21 protein-coding genes and 1 pseudogene are annotated in these 19,461 nt (G+C 71.6%); 8 read left to right on the top strand and 14 right to left on the bottom strand.

Translation table 11 applies throughout. The features are described from left to right. Window positions 1-98: 98 nt before the first annotated feature. Together AB0B68_RS30470 and AB0B68_RS30465 are read right to left on the bottom strand one after the other, a co-directional pair. On the bottom strand, window positions 99-1,136 hold the full coding sequence (locus AB0B68_RS30470) for a cobalamin-dependent protein (protein WP_357264344.1): 1,038 nt from the start codon (window positions 1,134-1,136) through the stop codon (window positions 99-101). Further along, window positions 1,133-2,890, bottom strand: a complete 1,758-nt coding sequence (locus AB0B68_RS30465; protein WP_357264341.1) for a PP2C family protein-serine/threonine phosphatase — start codon at window positions 2,888-2,890, stop codon at window positions 1,133-1,135. The genes AB0B68_RS30470 and AB0B68_RS30465 overlap by 4 nt, the downstream gene beginning before the upstream one ends. A 212-nt stretch (window positions 2,891-3,102) precedes the next feature. Between AB0B68_RS30465 and AB0B68_RS30460 the strand changes: the two genes are divergently transcribed. Continuing rightward, on the top strand, window positions 3,103-3,441 hold the full coding sequence (locus tag AB0B68_RS30460) for an STAS domain-containing protein (RefSeq protein WP_357264338.1): 339 nt from the start codon (window positions 3,103-3,105) through the stop codon (window positions 3,439-3,441). 73 nt (window positions 3,442-3,514) lie between these two features. On the opposite strand, the gene AB0B68_RS30455 is transcribed toward AB0B68_RS30460, so the two are convergent. Next, window positions 3,515-3,829, bottom strand: a complete 315-nt coding sequence (locus AB0B68_RS30455; RefSeq protein ID WP_357203884.1) for a hypothetical protein — start codon at window positions 3,827-3,829, stop codon at window positions 3,515-3,517. A gap of 200 nt (window positions 3,830-4,029) precedes the next feature. Between AB0B68_RS30455 and AB0B68_RS30450 the strand changes: the two genes are divergently transcribed. The 3 genes from AB0B68_RS30450 (at window position 4,030) to AB0B68_RS30440 (ending at window position 7,058) form a co-directional block, all read left to right on the top strand. Beyond that, window positions 4,030-5,007 carry a DUF2267 domain-containing protein gene (locus tag AB0B68_RS30450; RefSeq protein WP_357264335.1) on the top strand — a complete coding sequence of 326 codons (978 nt, stop codon included), beginning with the start codon at window positions 4,030-4,032 and terminating at the stop codon, window positions 5,005-5,007. 103 nt (window positions 5,008-5,110) lie between these two features. Beyond that, on the top strand, window positions 5,111-5,905 hold the full coding sequence (locus AB0B68_RS30445) for a fused MFS/spermidine synthase (protein WP_357264332.1): 795 nt from the start codon (window positions 5,111-5,113) through the stop codon (window positions 5,903-5,905). Between the two features lie 58 nt (window positions 5,906-5,963). Then, window positions 5,964-7,058, top strand: coding sequence for an AI-2E family transporter (locus tag AB0B68_RS30440; RefSeq protein WP_357264329.1), 1,095 nt, complete (start codon window positions 5,964-5,966; stop codon window positions 7,056-7,058). A 36-nt stretch (window positions 7,059-7,094) separates the two neighbouring features. On the opposite strand, the gene AB0B68_RS30435 is transcribed toward AB0B68_RS30440, so the two are convergent. The 4 genes from AB0B68_RS30435 to AB0B68_RS30420 all read right to left on the bottom strand — a co-directional run bounded on the left by AB0B68_RS30435 (window position 7,095) and on the right by AB0B68_RS30420 (window position 12,133). Continuing rightward, entirely contained in the window at window positions 7,095-8,396 is a 1,302-nt protein-coding gene (locus tag AB0B68_RS30435; protein ID WP_357264326.1) for an NAD(P)/FAD-dependent oxidoreductase, read from the bottom strand. A 95-nt stretch (window positions 8,397-8,491) separates the two neighbouring features. Beyond that, window positions 8,492-10,645, bottom strand: coding sequence for a glycogen debranching N-terminal domain-containing protein (locus AB0B68_RS30430; RefSeq protein WP_357264324.1), 2,154 nt, complete (start codon window positions 10,643-10,645; stop codon window positions 8,492-8,494). Window positions 10,646-10,810: 165 nt separating this feature from the next. After that, window positions 10,811-11,338: a GNAT family protein gene (locus tag AB0B68_RS30425; RefSeq protein ID WP_357264321.1), complete on the bottom strand. Its 528-nt coding sequence runs from the start codon at window positions 11,336-11,338 to the stop codon at window positions 10,811-10,813. Between the two features lie 60 nt (window positions 11,339-11,398). Next, on the bottom strand, window positions 11,399-12,133 hold the full coding sequence (locus AB0B68_RS30420; RefSeq protein ID WP_357264318.1) for a VOC family protein: 735 nt from the start codon (window positions 12,131-12,133) through the stop codon (window positions 11,399-11,401). Between the two features lie 123 nt (window positions 12,134-12,256). On the opposite strand from AB0B68_RS30420, the gene AB0B68_RS30415 reads away from it, so the two are divergent. Continuing rightward, window positions 12,257-12,664 carry a pyridoxamine 5'-phosphate oxidase family protein gene (locus tag AB0B68_RS30415; protein WP_357264316.1) on the top strand — a complete coding sequence of 136 codons (408 nt, stop codon included), beginning with the start codon at window positions 12,257-12,259 and terminating at the stop codon, window positions 12,662-12,664. Window positions 12,665-12,729: 65 nt separating this feature from the next. Here the strand turns inward: AB0B68_RS30415 and AB0B68_RS30410 are convergent, their stop codons facing one another. The 5 genes from AB0B68_RS30410 to AB0B68_RS30390 all read right to left on the bottom strand — a co-directional run bounded on the left by AB0B68_RS30410 (window position 12,730) and on the right by AB0B68_RS30390 (window position 16,158). Then, window positions 12,730-13,023 carry a DUF6510 family protein gene (locus AB0B68_RS30410; protein ID WP_355009041.1) on the bottom strand — a complete coding sequence of 98 codons (294 nt, stop codon included), beginning with the start codon at window positions 13,021-13,023 and terminating at the stop codon, window positions 12,730-12,732. 34 nt (window positions 13,024-13,057) lie between these two features. Continuing rightward, window positions 13,058-13,837: a ferredoxin reductase gene (locus tag AB0B68_RS30405; RefSeq protein ID WP_357206188.1), complete on the bottom strand. Its 780-nt coding sequence runs from the start codon at window positions 13,835-13,837 to the stop codon at window positions 13,058-13,060. Further along, on the bottom strand, window positions 13,830-14,429 hold the full coding sequence (locus tag AB0B68_RS30400; protein WP_357206186.1) for a sulfite oxidase-like oxidoreductase: 600 nt from the start codon (window positions 14,427-14,429) through the stop codon (window positions 13,830-13,832). The genes AB0B68_RS30405 and AB0B68_RS30400 overlap by 8 nt, the downstream gene beginning before the upstream one ends. 75 nt (window positions 14,430-14,504) lie before the next feature. Beyond that, the gene (locus tag AB0B68_RS30395) at window positions 14,505-15,530 is read right to left on the bottom strand and encodes a TerC/Alx family metal homeostasis membrane protein (RefSeq protein WP_357264313.1); all 1,026 of its coding nucleotides are present in this window, start codon (window positions 15,528-15,530) and stop codon (window positions 14,505-14,507) included. Window positions 15,531-15,747: 217 nt separating this feature from the next. Then, window positions 15,748-16,158, bottom strand: a complete 411-nt coding sequence (locus AB0B68_RS30390; protein ID WP_179778796.1) for a DUF2267 domain-containing protein — start codon at window positions 16,156-16,158, stop codon at window positions 15,748-15,750. Window positions 16,159-16,313: 155 nt separating this feature from the next. On the opposite strand from AB0B68_RS30390, the gene AB0B68_RS30385 reads away from it, so the two are divergent. Then, window positions 16,314-16,586 (top strand): DUF2795 domain-containing protein, encoded by a 273-nt coding sequence (locus AB0B68_RS30385; protein ID WP_184186396.1) that lies wholly within the window; start codon window positions 16,314-16,316, stop codon window positions 16,584-16,586. 42 nt (window positions 16,587-16,628) lie between these two features. Further along, complete coding sequence (locus AB0B68_RS30380) at window positions 16,629-17,294, top strand: DUF1345 domain-containing protein (RefSeq protein WP_357264310.1); 666 nt, start codon at window positions 16,629-16,631, stop codon at window positions 17,292-17,294. A 414-nt stretch (window positions 17,295-17,708) separates the two neighbouring features. Here the strand turns inward: AB0B68_RS30380 and AB0B68_RS30375 are convergent, their stop codons facing one another. After that, on the bottom strand, window positions 17,709-18,683 hold the full coding sequence (locus tag AB0B68_RS30375; RefSeq protein ID WP_357264307.1) for a pirin family protein: 975 nt from the start codon (window positions 18,681-18,683) through the stop codon (window positions 17,709-17,711). A 136-nt stretch (window positions 18,684-18,819) separates the two neighbouring features. Then, window positions 18,820-19,380, bottom strand: a complete 561-nt coding sequence (locus AB0B68_RS30370) for a hypothetical protein (RefSeq protein ID WP_357264304.1) — start codon at window positions 19,378-19,380, stop codon at window positions 18,820-18,822. Here AB0B68_RS30370 and AB0B68_RS30365 point away from each other — a divergent pair. Beyond that, a pseudogene (locus AB0B68_RS30365) lies at window positions 19,366-19,461 on the top strand (ribonuclease Z); the annotation flags it as partial. The gene AB0B68_RS30370 and the pseudogene AB0B68_RS30365 overlap by 15 nt on opposite strands.

Below are 19,461 nucleotides of genomic sequence, written 5' to 3'. Positions count from 1 at the left end.
ACCACGAGGGTGGGACGTTTGCAGTCCGGCAAGTATACGCAGAGCTGACCCGTCCGCCGCCGAGCGCGGTGATCGATCCGGATGCCCCGGCGGGTCGGTCAGCGAGCGGTGCCGGGCAGCGCCGCGCATCCCAGCGCCAGCACCCGCGCCGCCCGGGGAAAGTCCCGCAACGCGACGGCGTAGTGCTCCAGCGGCAGGACAACCGCCCCGGCGGGCACCCCACGACTTTCCAGAATCCCCGACAGCCACTCCACGAACTCCGTGAACAGGGAGGGGTCGTCGACGTAGACCGCCGCGGCCAGGAAATCCACGATGTGGCCCAGGTCGCTCACTGTCGAGTCGAGCTGCGCGGCGGTGTACGCCCGTGCCGCCGGCACCCGCTCCCGCAGCTCCGCCAACGCGCTGTCGATCAGCTCACCGCGACGGCGCACCAGGCTGGCGTACTCGTCGTCGGCCAGGTGGGCCAGCCGCGCCGGCGGTGCCGCGCGCAGCGCCCGCTCGTCGGCGATCAGCTCGGCCGCCGAGGGCGCGTCCGGTGCCCAGGCCACCCCGAGCCGGCGCGCCCACCGACCGTCCGTGCCGAACCCACGCCCGCCCACCACCACGGGGACATCCGAGCGGCGGCAGGCCTCGATCATGCGGTGGGCGTACGGCAGGCGCATTGGCAGCGCGCACGCCAGCGCGACCGCGTGCGCGTCGTAGCGGTGCAGGTACGACACGAGGTGCGCCGCGGGGACGCTGGCGCCCAGGAAGGTCACCTGCCAGCCGCGTAACCGCAGCACCTCGGCCACCAGCCGGGGCGGCAGCGCGTGCCACTCGCCGTCCATGCAGGCGACCACGACCCGGCCGTTGACCGGCTGCGGTCTCGCGTACGCGGAAACCGCCGCCACCACCTGCTCGCTGATGTGGGTGGCCGCGTGCTCCTGGGCGACGCTCCACTCGTTGCGGGCCCACCGCTCACCCACCTCGGCCTGCGCGGGCGCGACCAGGTCGAGCAGCACCCGCTCCGCCGGGACGCCCGCGTCGAGCAGACCGATCGCCAGGTCGGTCGCGGCGTACTCGTCGGCGTCCGCGAGATGCTCCAGATATCCGGAGTACGCCTCGAAGAGGTCATTGGTGGCCGTGGCGGCGGTCACGCGTCAGGTTCCCTCGTGTGGTCGACGCCGGCGGGCACCGAGTGCAGGTGCCGTGTCCCGCGCCCGCCCAGGCCGGCCGCCCGCAGCGCCAGCACGGCGATGTCGTCGTGGTCGCCCTGTGCCAGCCAGTCGCAGGTGATCTGCTCGACCCGTTCGGCGAGGGCCGGGGCGGGCATCCGATGGCAACCGGTCAGCGCGCTGATCAGCCGCTCCGGGCCGAACTGCTCGTCCCCGCGCCGGCCGCCCCGGGCCTCGGTCACCCCGTCGCTGTAGAGCAGGCAGGTCTCGCCCGGCGCCAGCCGCACCGTCACCTCGCCGACGCGGGGGTCGGGCACCACCCCGATCAGCATGCCGCGCAACGGCACCGTCTCCACCTCACCGCTGGCGCGCAGCACCAGTGGTGGCAGATGCCCCCCGCCGGCCATGGTGAGGGTGAGGCCGCCGTCGCGCTCCGGGCGGGCCACGCCGAGCACGATGGTGGCGAAGCGGCCCTCACCGTGCGCCTGGGTCGTCTCCAGCAACGCGTCGTTGAGCAGCCGCAGCAACCGCGCCGGGTGCGACTCCAACCGGTGCAGCGCCTGCAGACACTGGCGCAGCTGGCCGGTGAAGACGGCGGCTTCGACGCCCTTGCCCGACACGTCGCCGAGGAAGAACACCGAACCCCCGTCGGGGAGCCGGTGCGAGCCGTAGAAGTCGCCGCCGATGCGCAGTCCCGCCTGCGCGGGCCGGTACGCGGTGCCCCACTGCACACCGGTCGCCTCGACCGGCTCGACCGGCAGGAGGCTCGCCTGGAGGGTGTCGGCCACCTCGGCCTGGTCGCGGTAGAGCAGCGCGGTGGTCAACGCCGCGCCCGCGCGGGCCGCGAACGCGCGGACCAGCTCCACGTCGTCCTCGTCGTACCAGCGGGTGGCGCGACGGGCCACCAGCAGCACACCGACCGGCGCGTCGCGGCCCGGCAGCGGAACGACCCGGGCGGCGCTGTCGGTGCCGGCCAGCCCCGGCAACCAACCGGCGTCGACCGCCTGCTCGACCAACCAGTCCACCGCGTGCGGCTCGGCCCCGGTCAACCCGTCGGCGATGGCGGTCGGCAGCTCGCCGCCGGCCAGTACGCCGCTGTCCACGGTCGGCACCTCGTCGTCGGTGCGTGAGGCCCGCCACCAGCGGGCGCGCCCGGCCTTCGGGGCGAGCACCAGCACCGCCACCTCGGCCAGGGTCGGCACGGCGAGTCGGACGACAGCGGCGGCAGCCCGGTCCGGGTGCAGTGGGTTGCCCAACTTGTCGCCGACCACGGCCAGGAACGCCGAGCGAGCCCGTTCGGCGAGCAGCGCGTCGGCGCGGCTGACGCTGTCGGTGACGTCCTCGACGTACCAGCAGCAGCGGTCACCGGAGAGCGGCACCTGGCGCGCGGTGAGCCGGCGCCCGCGATGGGTGAAGCTCCCGGGGACACCGTCGCTCAACCCGGGCACACATGCCGCGCCGAGCAGCTCACCGGGAGTCACCTCGGGCAGCAACCGCTCGGCCACCGGGCTGACGTGCCGCACGACGCCATCGGCGTCGCAGACCACCAGGCCCTCCCGGAAGTGTTCGACGACCTCGAACCAGTCGGGCGTGGCCTGCCCCCGGTCGGGGGCCAGTGGCGGCAGGGCGGCGGTGGGGTGGCGAACGTCGGCGGACCACGCCGAGGGTCGTGTCGTGCTCGGCGTGGAGAGCCGTCCGTCGCCCGGGTCCCAGTCCCTGACGTCGGAAGCAGTCACCAGCTGAGCCTCACTCCTTTGTCGTTCACCGAACCCGTGCCGGAACCGGCGTCCATGGTCAAAACTCTCCCGTCACCCTACGCCGGAACCCGGAAAGCGGCATCTCACGGCTGGTGGCCGGCACCGCCACGGCGGGGCGTCGGACGAGCGACACGGGGGGCGCGTAACCGCCCCCGCTTTGCGTTTTGTGGCTCAACAGGGAAAATGGTGGGATGCCCGATCAGCTGTTGACCATCGAGACAAGCCGGCTCGCCGCCGGCAACGTCCGACTCCGGCTGACCGGCGAACTCGACTACGACAGCGCACCGGAGCTGATCGCCGCGGCGGCCGGGCTGCGCGGCCGCGACGACGCCCCGGTTCTGGTCGACCTGACCGGGGTCACCCTCTGCGACTCCTCCGGGCTCAGCGCGTTGCTGGTGGTGCACCGCGCCGCCGGGGCGATCCGACTGACCGGGGTCAGCCCTCAGCTTCAGCGGATGCTGGACCGCACGGGCCTGACCGAGTTGCTGGCCGAGACGTACGCCGCCGACGACGTGCGCGCCACCGGCTGACCCACCGGCCACCCCCGCACCGGACGGGGTGGCCCCCGACCCTGGGACCTGGGGTCGGGGGCCGGAGGAATGTCTAGGGTGCCGTCATCGGCTGAAGCCGGGGGCCGTCCTCACGCAGCTCGCCGATCGGGGCCGGGTCGACGTCCTCGGGCTTCCCCGAATCGGGCGTCTGGTACAGGTAGCGGACGAACTGCCCACCCGCCTCGTTGTCGTCCGCACCGGGCCACTGACCGATGCAGTCCATCCCGATCACCTCGCGGCCCGTTCCGTCGGCCTCCTCCACCAGCGCCCACAGGCTCACCGGGTAACACCTGGTGACCTCGGGTGTGAGTTGCCAGCGGGCGTACCAGCCGGGTCGAGCGGGGACGATCTCGACAACTTCCTTCATGACGACCTTCCTTCCGCGTACCTCGGAAGAACTCCGGTCCTGAGCCGATCGTGCGGGCCGTGCGGGTGAGCACCCCTCACCCCCGCCGGATGAAGCGTGGCGCAGGTTGGTCCGACCCGGCCGGCGGCCTCCGTTTCCTTCTCCGGGACGGCGGGAAGGCGACTGGCGCAGCCACGATCCCCAGCGGAAGGGATGCCACCATGCGCAAGCAGATGGAGGGCGACAACCAGAGGCGCCGGGCCCTGGCCCGGCAGGCCCGGGAACAGAATCGCCAGCCCAGCGAGATCGGTGCCAGCCTGAGCGCGTCCAAGCAGCTCACGAGCCTCGACGCGGGTAAGCGGACGGGCCCACCAGCGGCCGGACCGCACAAGTCGGACACCACGCGCGGGGGGCCGGCACCGCCGCAGGTCGGTAGCGCCGACAACCCGCGACCGCAGCCGTCCCCGCCGAGCGGCGCGGCCGGTGTGAACAGCATGGGCTACCACGACCTGGTCGACGAGGTTCGGCGTCGCGCCGGGGTCGACTTCAAGACCGCCAAGGTGGGCACCGAGGCGACAGTTCTGGTCCTCGCGTTCGCCCTGGAGGCCGCCGAGCGGCAGCGGCTGCTCGCCGCGGTGCCGGCGTCGCTGCACGACGTGCTGCCGGTCGACGGCATCGAGCGGCACCGGGACCTGCCCGGCTTCCTGGCCGAGGTGGGCCGGATCAGCGGCAACACCCCGGAGCAGGCCCGTTACCAGGCGGAGGCGACGATCGCCGCGCTCGCCGAGCAGGACGGCGACCTGGTCGAGTCGTTGCACGTACCCGACGGGTTGCGCGACCTGCTGAACCCGCCGGAGGCCGGCGGCGGCCTGGTGGGCGCCTCCACCACCACACCCACCCTGGACGCCGACGAGATCAGCGCGGCGCTGGACGACCTGCCCTACTGGTCCGGCGACAGCCAGGGCCTCTACCGGGTGGTCGCGCTGCCGCCCGACAACCTGGACCGGGTGCTCGCCCGGCTCGACCGGCTTCGCCAGGACAACGGCCGCGGCCCGAGCATCGGACGTCCGGGCGACACCGCCGCCGTGTTGACAGTGCGAACCAACCAGGCCAACGGGGTCACCGCGCTCGACGTGGACCTCGCCCGCCAGATCGACGACGCGATCGACGAGGTGGGGGCCGGGATGGCCGGCGGCTGACCGGCCACCACGACACCGTCGGGCCGGCGGAGCGGGGGCGACCCCGCTCCGCCGGCCCGTCCGCCGTGCCAGGTGCACGGTGGGCTCGGCTAGCGTGCCGGGCATGAACCGCGCCGCCGACCGGCTGGAACTCGTCGCCGATCCGGTCCGCCGGACCGGGCGGACACTGCTGTCCGCCGGGGTCGAGCAGTCGTACGTGGATGTCGAGGATCCCCGGCACCTGCACTTCGAGTACGTCCGGCGGATCGCCTCGGCCGTGGAGGTGGCGGCCCCGGCCGGCGCGCCATTGAACGTCCTGCACCTGGGCGGCGGCGCGTTGACGTTGCCCCGCTGGCTGGCCGCCACCCGGCCCGGCTCCCCGCAACGGGTCGTCGAGCGGGACGCGGCGGTGGTCGAGCTGGTGGCCCGGGAGTTGCCGCCGCTGCCGCCGGAGGTGCGGGTCGAGGTCGCCGACGCCCGGGACGCTCTGACCGACACCCCGGACGGCCGCTACGACCTGGTGATCGCCGACATCTACCGCGCGGCCCGGATGCCCCGGCACGTGCGCACCGTCGAGTTCGCCGCCGAGGTGGCCCGCGTCCTGCGCCCCGACGGGTTGTACCTGGTCAACGCCACCGATCTGCCTCCGCTGGTCGGCACCCGGGTGCAGGTGGCCACCTTGCGGGCGGTCTTCGCCGACGTGTGCGTGGTCGGCGACCGGCGGATGTTACGCGGCCGCAGGTACGGCAACCTGGTGCTGGCCGCGACCTCCCGCCCCGGCGGGCTGCCGGTGGCCCGGCTGGCGGTGGCCGCCCTGCGCGACCCGGTGCCCGGTGGGCTGCTGCACGCCGGCGCGCTCGACACGTTCGCCGCCGGCGCCCACCCCGTCACCGACGCGGACGACAACTCGCACCACTGATCGCCGTTGTGCCCCCATTGCCGGGTTTCCGACGGCGTGCGCGGGGAAGGCCCGCCGGATGAGCAACGTCGACGATCGGGTGACCGGCCGCCGAACTCTGATCGTGATCGGTCTGGTGCTGGCGACCGCGCTCGCGCTGGGGTTCGTGTACGCGACCCGGCGGGTGCTGGTCTGGGCGGTGGTCGCCGCGTTCTTCGCCGTCGCGCTCAAGCCCCTCGTCGACCGGCTGCAACGCCGCTTCGTCCGGCGTCGGGCGCTGGCCACACTGCTGGTGTTCCTCGCCGCGTTCGTGCTGTTGGCGATCCTGGCCGCGCTCATCCTGGTGCCGCTGTTCGGGGAGTTGGGCCGCTTTGCCGACCGGGCACCCGAGCTGCTGCGGGAGGCCCGCGCCGGGCGGGGCCCGGTGGGGCAGCTACTGGAGCGCACCGGGGCGCGGCGCTACGTCAGCGACCACTCGGGGCAGCTGCACGACCTCGGCGGTCGCCTGCGCCAACCCGCTGTCGGTGTGCTGCGCGGCGTCGTCGAGTCGGTCGCCGGGCTGGTCACGGTCATCGTGCTGGCGTACCTCATGGTGTTGGAGGCGCCGCGGATCACCAGCGGCCTGCTCGCGGCGGCCGGGGACGGTCAGGGCGAGCGGCTGCGCCGGGTGGGCCGGGAGGTGTCGCGCACAGTGACCGGCTATCTCACCGGGAATCTGCTGATCAGCGTGATCTGCGGGGCGTTGACCTACGCGGTGCTGGCCCTCACCGGGGTGCCCTTCGCGGCCGTGATCGCCCTCCTGGTGGCGGTGGCCGACCTGATACCGCTGGTCGGGGCGACCCTCGGCGCGGTGATCGCGGCCGGTGCCGGTTTCCTGCATTCCCCCACCGCCGGGGTGGTGGTGCTGGTCTTCTTCGTGGTCTACCAGCAGCTGGAGAACCACCTGCTCCAGCCACTCATCCTGTCCCGCGCGGTCCGGCTGAACCCGTTGACGGTGCTCGTCAGTCTGCTGCTCGCGGCGGAGCTGGCCGGTCTGCTCGGCGCGCTGCTGGCCATCCCCGCCGCCGGCATCGTCCAGACCCTGATACGCGAGTACGGCCCGCGCCGGCTGCGGCCCGCCCCGCCCGCCGGTCCGGCCGCGCGGTCCACGCGACCGGCCGGCTCCACCGACTGACCATTCCGGGTCCGGCCGACGCCGCCACCTGCCCGCTCAGCGGGACCGGGACGCCACCTCGGGAGACGTGCTCTCCAGCGGCACCGCGTTCGCCGGCACCAGCCCCAACTGGACCGCGGACCGGGTCAACGCGGCGTCCAACGCCCAGTCGGCGCTGACCCGCGTGCGGTTTCCCGGCATCGCCATCAGGTGGTACGCCCGGGTGACCGCCTTGGCCGGCAGACCGGCCAGGTTGACCTGCAACGGGTTCGCCGCCGCGTCCTTGCCGCCCAGGTCGACGACCCAGCCCAGGTCGTGGTGCTTGTACGGCTTGCGGCGGCCGAAACCGTACGACGCGGCGATGTTGTGCGCCGCGCGCTTGCCCTGCCGCTGCGCGTGCTGAGCGGTCATCCCGCAGACCTTGCCCGGGTTGACCAGGTCGGGCACCGCGGCGGCGTCGCCGATGGCATACACCTCCGGATAGCCGGGGACGTTGAGGAACTCGTCGGTGACCAGCCGACCCCGGTCGGTCCGCAGGCCCAGCTCGTTGACGAACGGGTCGGGGCGCACCCCCACACACCACACCAGGGTGCAGGTCGGCACGTACTCACCGTCGGTGAGCTTCACCCCGTCGCAGGTCGCCTCGGCCACCGAGGTGCCCATCCGCACGTCCACCCCACGCCGGTTGAGCACCTTGTGCGAGGTGTCCGACATCCGCTTGTCCAACTCCGGCAGCACCCGGGACGCCACGTCGAGCAGCATCCAGCGGGGCCGGACGGTGAGCCGGGGCCGTTGCGCGTGCAACGCGTCGGTGAACAGCTGCCCGTGCGCCGCGACCTCGGTGCCGGTGTAACCCGCTCCGACCACCACGAACGTGGAGCGGGCCTGCTGCTCGGCAGGGTCCTCGGCCTGCTCGGCCAGTTCGACCTGCCGGACGATGTGATCATGCAGGTAGACGGCCTCGGGCAGGCCACGGAAACCGTGTGCGTACTCGGTCACCCCGGGGATGGGCAGCAGCTTGTTGACGCTGCCCACGGCGAGCACCAGCCGGTCATACGCCAGCCGGTTCTTCTCCCCCTCGGCCTGGGTGAAGCCGACCCAGCGGTTCTGCAGGTCCACGTGGTCCGCCTCGCCGATCACCACCCGTACGCCCTTGAGCGTCCCGGTCAGCGGCACGGCGATCCGTCTGGGTTCGACCACCCCGGCCGCCACCTCGGGCAGCAGCGGCAGGTAGAGGAAGTAGTCGGTGGAGTTCAGCACCACGATCTCGGCCCGGTCCCGGGCGATCCGGCTCAACGTCTTCGCCGCGTGGTAACCGGCGAACCCGGCCCCCACGATCACCACACGAGGTTTCGTCATTGCGGGCCGTTTCCCGTCGAAGCCCGCGACAAACGTCCGGCCTGCCAGCCGCGTTCAGCCATCCTCCCTCGCCAGCCGTGCTCAGCCAGCCGCGCTCAGCTCGGCTGGAGCCGGATGTGGCCGCTGCGACCGATCGCCTCGACCTCCCACTGTTGGCCGAACGCCCGGACCCGCTCGGCGACGATCCGGCCCAGTTCCTCCGGGACGTCCGGATCGAGGACCAGCCGGCCCTCGACCGGATTGATGCCGAGCATGGCGCGGATCAGGGCCAGCGGCGTGCCGGCCGCCCACGCCTGCGGGCTGCACGCGGTCGGGTACGGCACGGCGAACAGCAGCCGCTCCCGGTCGAAACCGCTGAGCGCCTCCGGTAACCGGTAACCGAACTGCTCGGCGGCCTCGATCATCGCCAGGCTGATCCGGTTCGACTCGGCCCGGTAGCCGTAGCGGGCCAGGCCGAGCGCGGCGATCGAGTTGTCGTGCGGCCAGACCGTGCCGAGGTGGTAGCCGAGGGCGTTGTAGGGCCGTTCCTCCCGGGACAGGGTGCGGATGCCCCAACCGGAGAACATGTCCGGTGACATGAGTTGTCGCACCACCGCGTCGGCGCGCTCCGGTGGCACGATTCCGCTCCACAGCAGGTGACCCATGTTCGAGGTCTTGGAGTCGACGCGGTTCTTGTCGCCGTCCAGGGCGACCGCGTAGTAGCCGCCCCGTTCCTCGATCCAGAAGTCCTGGTTGAACCTCTCGTACAGGGTGTTGGCCTGCTCGCGCAGCCGGTGCGCCGACGCGGGGTCGTCCAACGGCCCGTCGAACAACTCGGCCAGCCGCAGCTTGGCGTCGTAGGTGTAGCCCTGGAGGTCGCTGGTGGCCAGCGGGAGCACGGGGATTCGACCGTCGGCGAAGCACACCCCGTCCGGGGAGTCCCGCCAGCACTGGTTGCCCAGCCCTTCGTACGAGCGGGTGGCGTATTCGACGTAGCCGTCGCCGTCCCGGTCGCCGTACTCGTCGATCCAGCGCCACGCGGCCAGCGCGTTGTCGCGCAGTTGCTGGACGGTCGAGTCGTCGCCGGTCCACCGCCAGTACTCGGAGAGCAGGATCAGCCAGAGCTGGGTGGCGTCGGCGGTGCCGTAGTAGGGCCCGTACGGCTTCTCGCCGGAGCGGGTCAGCTCGCCGCTGCGTACCTCGTGCAGGATCTTGCCGGGCTCCTCGTCGGTGAAGTCGTCGCAGGCTTGGCCCTGAAGCCGGGCCAGCGCGAGCAGCGCGCCCTTCGCCAGGGTGGGTCCGGCGACCAACGTCTGGTAGGCGCTGATCAGGGTGTCCCGTCCGAAGACGGTGAGGAACCAGGGCAGTCCGGCACCGGGCAACATGATGCGCTGGCCCTTGACCTCCAGGTCGAGCCGCAGCGCCGACAGGTCGTCACGGGACTGGCGTACGGTGCGCTCCAGCGACGTGCTGTCGCTGCGCAACACCGCGCGGTTCTCGGTCCACCGGCGCAGCGGATCGTCGGCGCGACCGTGGAAGACGTCGGCGATGTCACCCCGGACGGGCTCGACCACCCCCATGCCGTCCGGCAGCGGCACGTGCAGGTCCACCTTCCAGGACTCGCGGGGGCCCAGGTCAAGCTCCCAGACCAGGTCGTCGCCCTCGATGCGGTCGGCTGGCGTCGCGCAGCACACCCGGGTCTGGGCGCAGAAGTCACCGCTCTGGTAGGAGAAGCACAGTTCGGAACCGTCGGCGGCATGGTCCCGGCTGATCTCCGCGAAGCGGTCCCGGACCCTGGACTTGACCTCGAATAGGTCGGCGAAGTCGGCGTCGACGGCCAGCCGCAGCTCGAACCGGACCGGCTCCAACCGGAACGAGACCAGTTCCAGGCGTTCGTGCAGGCCGTCGCCGACGTAGCGCAGCCGCCGGATGGCCAGGCTGTTCGGCGGCAGCCCCGGCAGGTCGGGGTTGGTGAGCGTGTACTGCGCGGAGTAGTGCTCGATGGTCTCGGAGCGCAACACCAGCAACTCACTGCCGTCGATGGTCAATGTCCAACCGCTGAGCAGCCGGGTGTCCAGGTGCACGAGCCCACCGATGCTGCCCGGCGGGACGTCCCCCTGGGCGTTGGAGTACAGGAAGGTGGGCCCGCTGAGCACCGCGAGAGAGTCGGGTCCCAGTTCCGGCGGGATCGCCCGCTGATCGCCACTGTCCGAATTGGCGATCGACAGACCGGGCATGGGGTCGGCAGGGGTCGCGCGAACGGCAGCCATGACACCCACCGTAGGAAGTAGGGCACGCAGCGTCATCACCCGGTCTGGGTGAAAGGCCCGAGGCTCCTGGGGAACGAGTTGGCAAGCTCGCAACCGAGCTTCGGCAAATCGCCGGTGCGACCAGGGCTTTCGGGTCTCGTTGGTCCGGCGGGGCCGGTCGACGAGTCAGGCGGGGATTGGTGCGGTGATCGCCCAGCGCTCGTGGTCGCGCCAGGCGCCGTCGATGAACAGGTAGTCCGGAGAGAAACCCTCCAACCGGAAACCCAGCTTGCGGGCCACCCGCCGCGACGGTTCGTTGCCCGGTTGGATGTTCGCCTCCAGCCGGTGCAACCCGGCCGAGGTGAACGCGTGGTCGATCACCAGGGCGACGCCCGCCGAGGCGTGACCGGTCCCGCTGTACGGGAGGAACGCCGCGTATCCCAGGTAGCCACCGCGCAGCGCGCCGAGCACGATTCCGCTGATGTTCACGTAGCCGGCGATCTCGCCGCTGGCCCGGTCGCAGATCAGGTAGCCGGCGCTGTCGCGGCGACGGATCCGGCGCAGATAGAGCTCGTACTCCTCCGGGCTGGCCGGCGCGACCAACCAGGGATGGTGCAGGTCCCGACTGCGCAGCACGGCGGCGACGAACTCGTCCGAGTCGGTGGGCCGGGGTCGCCGGATCGCGGCGGGACCACCGGTACGCAGGTATCTCACGGCGGACCACTCTGACCGACCGGCGCCGCTGTTGTCCAATGATCGCGGCGCTTACCGGGGCTAGCGGGACGTCCGCAGGCTGAACTCCTGACCATCGGGGTCAGCCAGCACCAGCCGGCCTGTCCCATCCTGGTCGGCGTCGACCCGGGTCGCCCCGAGCGAGAGCAGACGGTCGACTTCGACCTGCCATTCGACGCCGACACCCGGCGCGAGGTCGAAACGCACCCGGTCCCGACCGCCGTTCGGCATGTGCGGCGGACCACCCCAGGTGATCTTCGTGCCACCCTGCGGCGACTGGATCGCCGTTTCCTCGTCCTGGTCCCAGACCAGCGGCCAGCCCAGCACCGCGCTCCAGAAGTAGCCGACCTTCTGCGAACCGTCGCAGGCCAGCGCACCGACGAAGCCGCAGCCGTCGAGGAAGTCGTTGCCCGGCTCGATGACGTCGAACTCGTTGCCCTCGGGATCGGCGAGCACCACATGATCGATCTCCGGGCCCTGCCCGATGTCGGCGTGCCGCGCGCCCAGCTCCAACGCACGGGCCACCGTCTGCCGCTGGTCCTCCAGCGAACTGCTGGTCAGATCGAAGTGCATCCGGTTCTGGACGACCTTCGGCTGGTCAGACGGCACGAAGCGCAGCCGGAGCTCGGGGTCGGCCCCCGGCAGGACCAGGACGCCGTCGCGCGGATCCTCCACCATGTCGCGACCAAGAAGCCCGGACCAGAATCGACCGAGGCGTACGGGCTGGGCTGCGTCACAGGTGATCGCGAACAGGTGAGCCGTCATCGCGCTGGTCATCTCCGATCCGACCGGATGCCGTACGGTCCTTGGGACGCAAAGCCTAGGGACGAGCCGGGCCTGCCGCACCCGAGTATTCGACGGCCACCGCCGGCACGGGCAGGCTTGTGATCCACTTGCCTGATGACTCGAACGCCCTCGCCCCCTTCGGCCGACGTCGAGGAGCGACTGTCACGGGAGCTGAACATCTGGCTGTGCACGGTGCGACGCGACGGGTCCCCGCACCTCACGCCGGTCTGGTTCGTCTACCTCTCCGCGACGTTCTGGGTCGGTTGCGAGAGCCGCAGCGTCAAGGCCCGCAATATCCTGGCCGACCCACGGGTGTCCCTGGCTCTGGAGAATGGCAACGCTCCGGTGGTGGCGGAGGGCGCCGCCCACGTGCACCAAAGTGGATTTCCGGGCACGGTCGTCGAGGCGTTCGCGCGCAAGTACGACGGCTGGGACGTCGGCCGGCAGGTCAGACCGGACGGTGAGCGGGCGCTCCTGGAGATCCCCGTCCGGCGGTGGCTGCTCGCGGGCACCGCCCAGTGAGTCGTCGATGAGAGAATCGGCCGGTGCTCATCCGGCCATCCTGCCTCAGCCGGGCGAGCGTTCCGTCAGAGCGGGCCGGGGAACGTCTGCTCCATCGGCATCGGCACCTGGAGGAAGGTGGTGCCGCGCATGTCCAGCCAGGCCCGGTCCGGCCCGCGTACCAGGCGCACCATCACCTCCTCGCAGGAGGGGCAACGGGCGACGAGGCCCGGGGCGTTCGAGTAGACGTGCAGGCTGGCCATCGAACCGGTCGTCCCGCAGTTCTCACAGCGGCCCATCGCGCTGCTCAGGTCGACGGTGAACAGCTCACGCATCGGGCCGTCGAGCATGTTGCCGTCCAGGTACGACATCTCGGTCATCGAATCTCCTCGACACTGCGTGAGTGAGCGGCGGTCAGCCGGTGGGGCCGAACCGTTCGGTCTTGACCCGACGCGACGGGTGACCCAGCCCCACCAGCAGGTCGGCCACGGTCTCCACGAACGCGGTCGGGCCACAGACGTAGGTGAGTGGTTCCAGGTCCGGTGGCCACCCGTGCGTGTTGACGTCGGCCAGCCCGATCCGGTGCGGCTCGCCGCGCCAACCCTCGGGTGCCTCCCGGGTGTAGACGTACGCGACGTCGAGGCCGAAGTCGTCGCGGACCCGGCGGCGCAGCTCGTCGGCGTAGATCACGTCACCCGGGGTGCGCACCGAGTAGATCAGCCGGAACGGTGCCTTGCTGCCCACCGCCCGCCGCGCCCGGATCATCGCCATCAGCGGCACGACGCCGGAGCCGCCGGCGACCAGTTGCACCGGCGCGGTCTCCTCGGGTCGCCAGATGAACCAGCCGCCGAGCGGTCCGCGGACCTCGATCGGGTCGCCGTCCCCAAAGACATCAATGAGGTACGGCGACACCTCGCCGTCGTGCACCCGCTGCACTGTCACCTCGATGCGCGGTCCTCCCGGCCCGTCCACGGCCGGCCCGGCGATCGAATACGACCGTGCCGCCTGGTAACCGTCCGGAGCGGTGAGTCGCAGGTCGACGTGCTGCCCCGGCAGGTGCCCCGGCCAGTCCGGCACCTCCAGCACCAGGGTCTGCGCGGACGGTGTCTCCACCCGGCGCTCCACCAGCCGGCCGACCTGCCAACGGTTGGGCGTCCGGCGCTGGGTGCTCGTCGCCGCCGCGCGCTCAGTCACCCTGGTACCGCTGTTCGCGCCACGGGTCGCCGTAGTCGTGGTACCCGGCGGTCTCCCAGAACCCTGGCTCGTCCATCGTCTTGAGTCGGAGGCCGCGCACCCACTTGGCGGACTTCCAGAAGTACAGGTGCGGCACCAGCAGTCGCGCCGGCCCGCCGTGCTCAGCGGGCAGCGGGGCGCCGTCGAAGGTGTGCACCACCCAGGCCTGACCGCCGCGCAGGTCGTCGAGCGGCAGGTTGGTGGTGTACCCGCCGTAGGAGTGCGCCAGCGCGAAGTGCGCCCCCGTGTCCACGTCGGCGAGCAGCGTGTCCAGTGAGACACCCTTCCAGTTGGTGCCGAGCTTGGACCAGCGGGTGACGCAGTGGATGTCGACAGTCGGCGTCTCCTGCGGCAGGGCCATCAACTCCTGCCACGACCACCGGTGGTCGCTGCCGTTCTCGGCGGAGATGACGAACTCCCAGGTGTCCAGTGACACCCGGGGCGTCGGACCGGCCGAGAGCACCGGAAAGTCCTCGGTCAGATACTGACCGGGTGGCAGGGCCGGCTCCTGCGTTCGGGGCCGACCCTGAAAGCCCGGTGACACGATTCCCATTGCACAGTCGTACCACTCGCGCCGGTGAGGGCGGGAGCTTTCCCGCGTACCCCCTCGTGAGCCGGCGCGGCGCGGTCAGTGCCGCTCCGCGACGACAGTGCGGTCCTCGGGCAGGTCGCCGCCCCGGGTGGCGCGCAGGCTGGTCACCGTGACCACCACCAGCACACCGATGATCACGCCGAGCGAGGCCAGGGTGGGGATCTGCGGCACGCTGTCCCAGATGCCGTGCGCCCAGTGCAGACCCAGCTTGAGGCCGATGAACGCCAGGATGACGGCCAGGCCGTAGCTGAGGTGGACCAGCCGGCTCAGCGCCGCGTGCAGGACGAAGTAGAGCGCCCGCAGGCCGAGCAGGGCGAACGCGTTGGTGGCGAACACCAGGTACGGGTCCTCGGTGATGCCGTAAACGGCCGGCACCGAGTCGACAGCGAAGACGATGTCGGTGGCCAGGACCGCGACCACCACAAGGGCGAACGGCGTGAGTGCGCGCTTCGCGCCCTGCCGGACGGTCATCTTGGTGCCGTGGTAGTCGTTGACCACCGGCATGACCTTGCGCAGCAGCTTCACCGAACGCATCTTGTTGATGTCGACCTCCTGCTGATGCCCGGACAGGGCATCGCGCAGCAGCTTCACCGCGGTGGCGATCAGGATGATCGCGAAGAGCAGGAAGGCGAAGTCGAGGGTCTGCAACGCCGCCGCGCCGAGGGCGATGAAGACGGCCCGCAGCACCAGCGCACCGGCGATGCCGTAGAGCAGCACCCGCTGGGCGAGCACCGCCGGCACCGCGAACGCCGCCAGCAGCAACATGAAGACGAAGAGGTTGTCGACCGAGAGCGACTTCTCCACCAGGTAACCGGTCAGGTATTCGACGCCCTGCTGGGAGCCGAAGCGGGCCCAGACCCAGGCGCCGAACGCCAGCGGCAGCGCTATGTAGAACGCCGACCAGCCGATGGCCTCCCGCATGGACACCTCGTGCGGGCGACGGGTGACCAGGAAGTCCAGCACCAACAGCAGGAGGACCCCGATGATGGTGACCGCCCACAGCGTGGGAGTGCCCACCGACGACAGGTCACTGGCGGCGGACAGATATGACACATGATTCATGTTGGGTCTCCTCGAACACCGTCATGTTCGAGGTCTCCTTCACCCACCACCTGGTGGACAACCACCCGAGGCGCGCCGGGCGCGCCGTACTGACCGGAATGGTTCGTGGGAAGTACTCCCCTCGCACGACAAGGTTAGGCCAGGTGGAATCACGACGCCAAGCGGGACATCGGTGGTTGCCCTGGTAAACCGCTGTGTACGCCCGGTACGAGCACTGTCAACCGCGGCGAAGCGTCGCCCCCGGGGCCATCGCCTGCTCGACCAGGCCCCGATAGTCACGCGGGAGTTGCGTCGCCACGTCGTCGAACTCACCGCCGGTGATCGCCTCCCGCAGGGTGGTGAAGACCGCCCGACTGGCGTCCCGGGCGGCCGGCTCGTCCACCCCGGCGCGCAGAGCGACCCGGGCGACGAACTCGGCCGCACCGAACCGGTCCGCCTGCTCGGTGCTCGGGCTCGGCTTGAGCACCAGTTGCAACGGCTGCGGCAGCTGAGCGGCAAGGTCCAGATTCTCACCGCCGGTCAACCGCTCAGCGAACGTCTCCAACACGGCCCGGGTCAGCTCGACCGCCCGCTCGGACGACGTCGCGGTGCGCTGGGAAACCTGGTCGATGAAGGTGTCGTAGTTCATCGCGTACTCCCTTGGCTCGCGTCGGCGCCTGCGGGTACCCGCGGCGGCCGAGGAGAAACGGCACCGGGTTTCCTGCGCCGGGCGGGCGTGACCGGCCGGCGGGCGGGTAACCGCCGCCGGTCGTCACCACATCGATGCCCGAGGGAGCCCACGCCATGGCGAGCTACGCCGACGTCCTGCAGTACCTGTCGAGCCTGGACTACCCGGCCGAGAAGAACGACGTGGTCCGCGAGGCCGAGCGGGAGGGTGCCCCGCCGGACGTGCTGAAGGCGCTGCGCGCCCTGCCGCCGGTCGACTACGCCAACGGGACCGAGGTGGCCCGGTCGGCCGGGATCGAGGCTGCGCCCGAGGTCGGCCCCGCCCAGCGGGCCGAGCAGGCCCGGGACAAGAAGCACAACCGGGTCTCGCAGCACCTGCGCGGCATCTGACCCGGCGGTGACGCCCACCACCCCGACCCGGGAGCGTCCCGAATGACCCAGACCGGCCCCGACCGGCCAGCCGACGTGCGTTTCCCGGCTGCGAAGCAGCTCGCCGTCGTGGCGGTGGCCGGCGTCGTCGCCGGCTGCGTCTTCGCGCTGGCGCTTCCCCTGCCGCTCGCCGCGCTGGCCGGCTGGGACGTGGGCGCGCTGAGCTGGCTCGTGCTGGTCTGGCACAAAATCTGGCCGATGGACGCCCTGCGGACCGCCCAGCTGGCCGTCCACGAGGACCCGAACCGGGCGATCCGGGACGCCCTGTTGCTCGTCGCCTGCCTGGCCAGCCTGCTGGCCGTCGGGTTGGTCGTGGCCAGCGCGCAGAGCGCGCCCCCCGGGACGACCCGGGAGCTGCACAGCGGCCTGGGCGTGCTCAGCGTGGTGCTCTCCTGGTTCGTGGTCCACACCGTGTTCGCCGCCCGGTACGCCCGGATCTACTACACCGGCCCGGACGGCGGGGTGAACTTCAACCAGCACGAGCCGCCCTGCTACTCCGACTTCGCGTACGTCGCGTTCACCATCGGGACGACGTTCCAGATCTCCGACACCAACCTGACCAGCAACGAGATGCGTCGTACGGTGCTGCGCCACTCGATGGTGTCGTACCTGTTCGGCGCGTTCATCATCGCCGTGACGGTGAACCTGCTGGCGGGTCTGGCGGGATGACGGCTGGTGACGCTCCGGGCCGCTCAGTCCCCCGGAGCGCGACACGGGGCGGGGCCAATCGAAAGGGCCGGGACAGGCGGGCGCCCCTGGTCACGAACCGCGACCCAGGGCGCCACGCAAGCCTGCCCAGGCGGTGAACCGCATCCGAACCGGTCGCGGTCACCAGGCGGTGGAGGCTCGCTCGAACCGAGCGGCCAGCACTGCCGGGTCCAACCATACGGCAGACCATCCTCCGTTTGGTCAGAATTTGGGGAAGTGTGGGCCAGGGCACGTCACAGCCGACCGGTCACCTACGGCGCGCCCGGCCCGGCCGGCCCGGCCGGCCCGGCGATCTTGCATTTTCTGTCGCGACAAAGACTCGCAGAGTCCACATTTCGGGGACCGAAACTGCAAGATCGACGAGATGCGGGGGCGTCAGCCGTGCAGGCCACCCGTGCGGTCGCGGGCCTTCAGGCGGGTCGTGGGCAGGGCGGGCGCCGGCAGCGGCGGCGCCGAGTCGTCGGCGACCACACCGAAGCGCCCGTCACCGGCCATCCAGTCCTCCCGGGCGGCGGCGATCTCCTCGTGGGACCGACCCACGAAGTTCCACCACATCACCAACGGCTCCTCGAACGGCGTACCGCCCAGCAGCAGCAACCGGGCCCCGGCCCCGCCCCGCACCGTCAGCTCCCGGCGACCCGAGCCCAGATACAGCAGCGCCCCCGGCTCGAACCCGACCCCGGCCGCCTCCGCGGACCCGGACATCGCCAGCACGGCGTACTCGAAATCGGGCCGCAACGCCATCGTCGCCGGCGCCTCACCGCCCAACTCCAGCTGCACCCCCACCAACGGGGTGTGCACCACCGCCGGTGACCGCTCCCCGGCGAACTCGCCGACCAGCACCGTGCCGTCCAGATCGCCGTCCCGCCAGCGCGGCAGGTCGGCGTGGTGCGCGAAATCGGCCGCTCCGGCCCGCGCCGGGTCCGGCAGAGCCACCCAGAGCTGCACACCGTGCATCACCGGCGGATGGGTGGCCGGCGAGCGCTCGGAGTGGGCGATACCGTTTCCGGAGGTCATCACATTCAGTTGGCCGGGCACGATCGGCTGCACGTTGCCGAGGCTGTCCCGGTGCAGAATCTCGCCGTCGAGCAGCCAGGTCACCGTCTGGAGCCCGGTGTGCGGGTGCGGCGGCACCTCCATACCCGGCCGCTGCGCCACATCGTCCGGGCCGAAATGATCCACGAAACACCACGCGCCGACCATCCGGCGCGCGCGCTGCGGAAGCAGCCGCCGCACAGTGGTGTACCGGCCCAACGGCACGTCGTGGCCGGGCAACAACACACTGCCGGGATCGACGTCGGCCACGCCAGGCGGTCGGGTCTGCGCCAGCATTGATTCAGTACGCTCCACCGCCCGACTGTACGCGCACGCCCGTTCGCGACCGCGTCGCTTCCAGCCAGGGGCGGGCGGGGTTCACCAGCCAGTGGTTGTCAGTGTGGCTGGCCCGGCGGGCGCTGGCCCGGCGGGCGCTGGCCCGGGCCCTGGTTCACCGGTTGCTGGAGGAGACCAGCACGCTGTTGGCACCGGCGACCAGGTCCAGGTACAGGCGCTCCGGCGACCGGTCCCAACCCGGCGTACCCAGCACCGAGCCCGCGGCCACCCCGTCCCAGCGGTCGTCGCGTACCACCACCGAACCGGCGCCGGCTCCCGCCCGAACCCGTACCGGAGTCTCCCCCGGGACCCGGACGTCGAGCTGGCTGGTCCCACCGGTGAGTCGTACGGTCAGGATGCTGGCGGGCTGGTCTGAGCGCGGGCCGGTGGGGTTACCGGAACCGTCGGCGGTGATCGGTGGCAGGAGAATCTCGGTACGGCTGGAGCCTCCGGCGATTTCCACACCCAGCAGGCGGGCCCGGGTCAGGTCCAACACCTGACTGCTCACCCCGCCTACGAGGTGGACACGCCAGGCGACCCGCTCGTTGAGCAACACCCGCACCGCCCGTGGCCCGCGCGTGCCGGACTCCACGAGGTCGAGCAGGAACGTCGTCCGCCCGGCGGCAGCAGAAAGGCCGCTGGCCGGCACCCCGGGTTGCGGCTCCGCGTCGGGCACCTGGACGTCGACGGACGCCGCGTCACCCGGGCCGACGTGGGCGTGCCCCGGCCGGGGCAGCGGTTCGCGTGCGTGAGGGAC

The organism is Micromonospora sp. NPDC049049 (genome assembly GCF_040649115.1).
In the GTDB taxonomy this organism is placed as follows: domain Bacteria; phylum Actinomycetota; class Actinomycetes; order Mycobacteriales; family Micromonosporaceae; genus Micromonospora.
This window is presented reverse-complemented; position numbering and strand designations above follow the sequence as displayed.

Coding starts and splice junctions, on each gene's coding strand:
- AB0B68_RS30400 (WP_357206186.1), bottom strand. CDS start 14,429: ATGGGAATCGTGTCACCGGGCTTTCAGGGTCGGCCCCGAACGCAGGAG.
- AB0B68_RS30440 (WP_357264329.1), top strand. CDS start 5,964: ATGAGCAACGTCGACGATCGGGTGACCGGCCGCCGAACTCTGATCGTG.
- AB0B68_RS30410 (WP_355009041.1), bottom strand. CDS start 13,023: ATGACCGAGATGTCGTACCTGGACGGCAACATGCTCGACGGCCCGATG.
- AB0B68_RS30385 (WP_184186396.1), top strand. CDS start 16,314: ATGGCGAGCTACGCCGACGTCCTGCAGTACCTGTCGAGCCTGGACTAC.
- AB0B68_RS30455 (WP_357203884.1), bottom strand. CDS start 3,829: ATGAAGGAAGTTGTCGAGATCGTCCCCGCTCGACCCGGCTGGTACGCC.
- AB0B68_RS30390 (WP_179778796.1), bottom strand. CDS start 16,158: ATGAACTACGACACCTTCATCGACCAGGTTTCCCAGCGCACCGCGACG.
- AB0B68_RS30420 (WP_357264318.1), bottom strand. CDS start 12,133: ATGACCAGCGCGATGACGGCTCACCTGTTCGCGATCACCTGTGACGCA.
- AB0B68_RS30415 (WP_357264316.1), top strand. CDS start 12,257: ATGACTCGAACGCCCTCGCCCCCTTCGGCCGACGTCGAGGAGCGACTG.
- AB0B68_RS30435 (WP_357264326.1), bottom strand. CDS start 8,396: ATGACGAAACCTCGTGTGGTGATCGTGGGGGCCGGGTTCGCCGGTTAC.
- AB0B68_RS30460 (WP_357264338.1), top strand. CDS start 3,103: ATGCCCGATCAGCTGTTGACCATCGAGACAAGCCGGCTCGCCGCCGGC.
- AB0B68_RS30395 (WP_357264313.1), bottom strand. CDS start 15,530: ATGAATCATGTGTCATATCTGTCCGCCGCCAGTGACCTGTCGTCGGTG.
- AB0B68_RS30380 (WP_357264310.1), top strand. CDS start 16,629: ATGACCCAGACCGGCCCCGACCGGCCAGCCGACGTGCGTTTCCCGGCT.
- AB0B68_RS30450 (WP_357264335.1), top strand. CDS start 4,030: ATGCGCAAGCAGATGGAGGGCGACAACCAGAGGCGCCGGGCCCTGGCC.
- AB0B68_RS30445 (WP_357264332.1), top strand. CDS start 5,111: ATGAACCGCGCCGCCGACCGGCTGGAACTCGTCGCCGATCCGGTCCGC.
- AB0B68_RS30430 (WP_357264324.1), bottom strand. CDS start 10,645: ATGGCTGCCGTTCGCGCGACCCCTGCCGACCCCATGCCCGGTCTGTCG.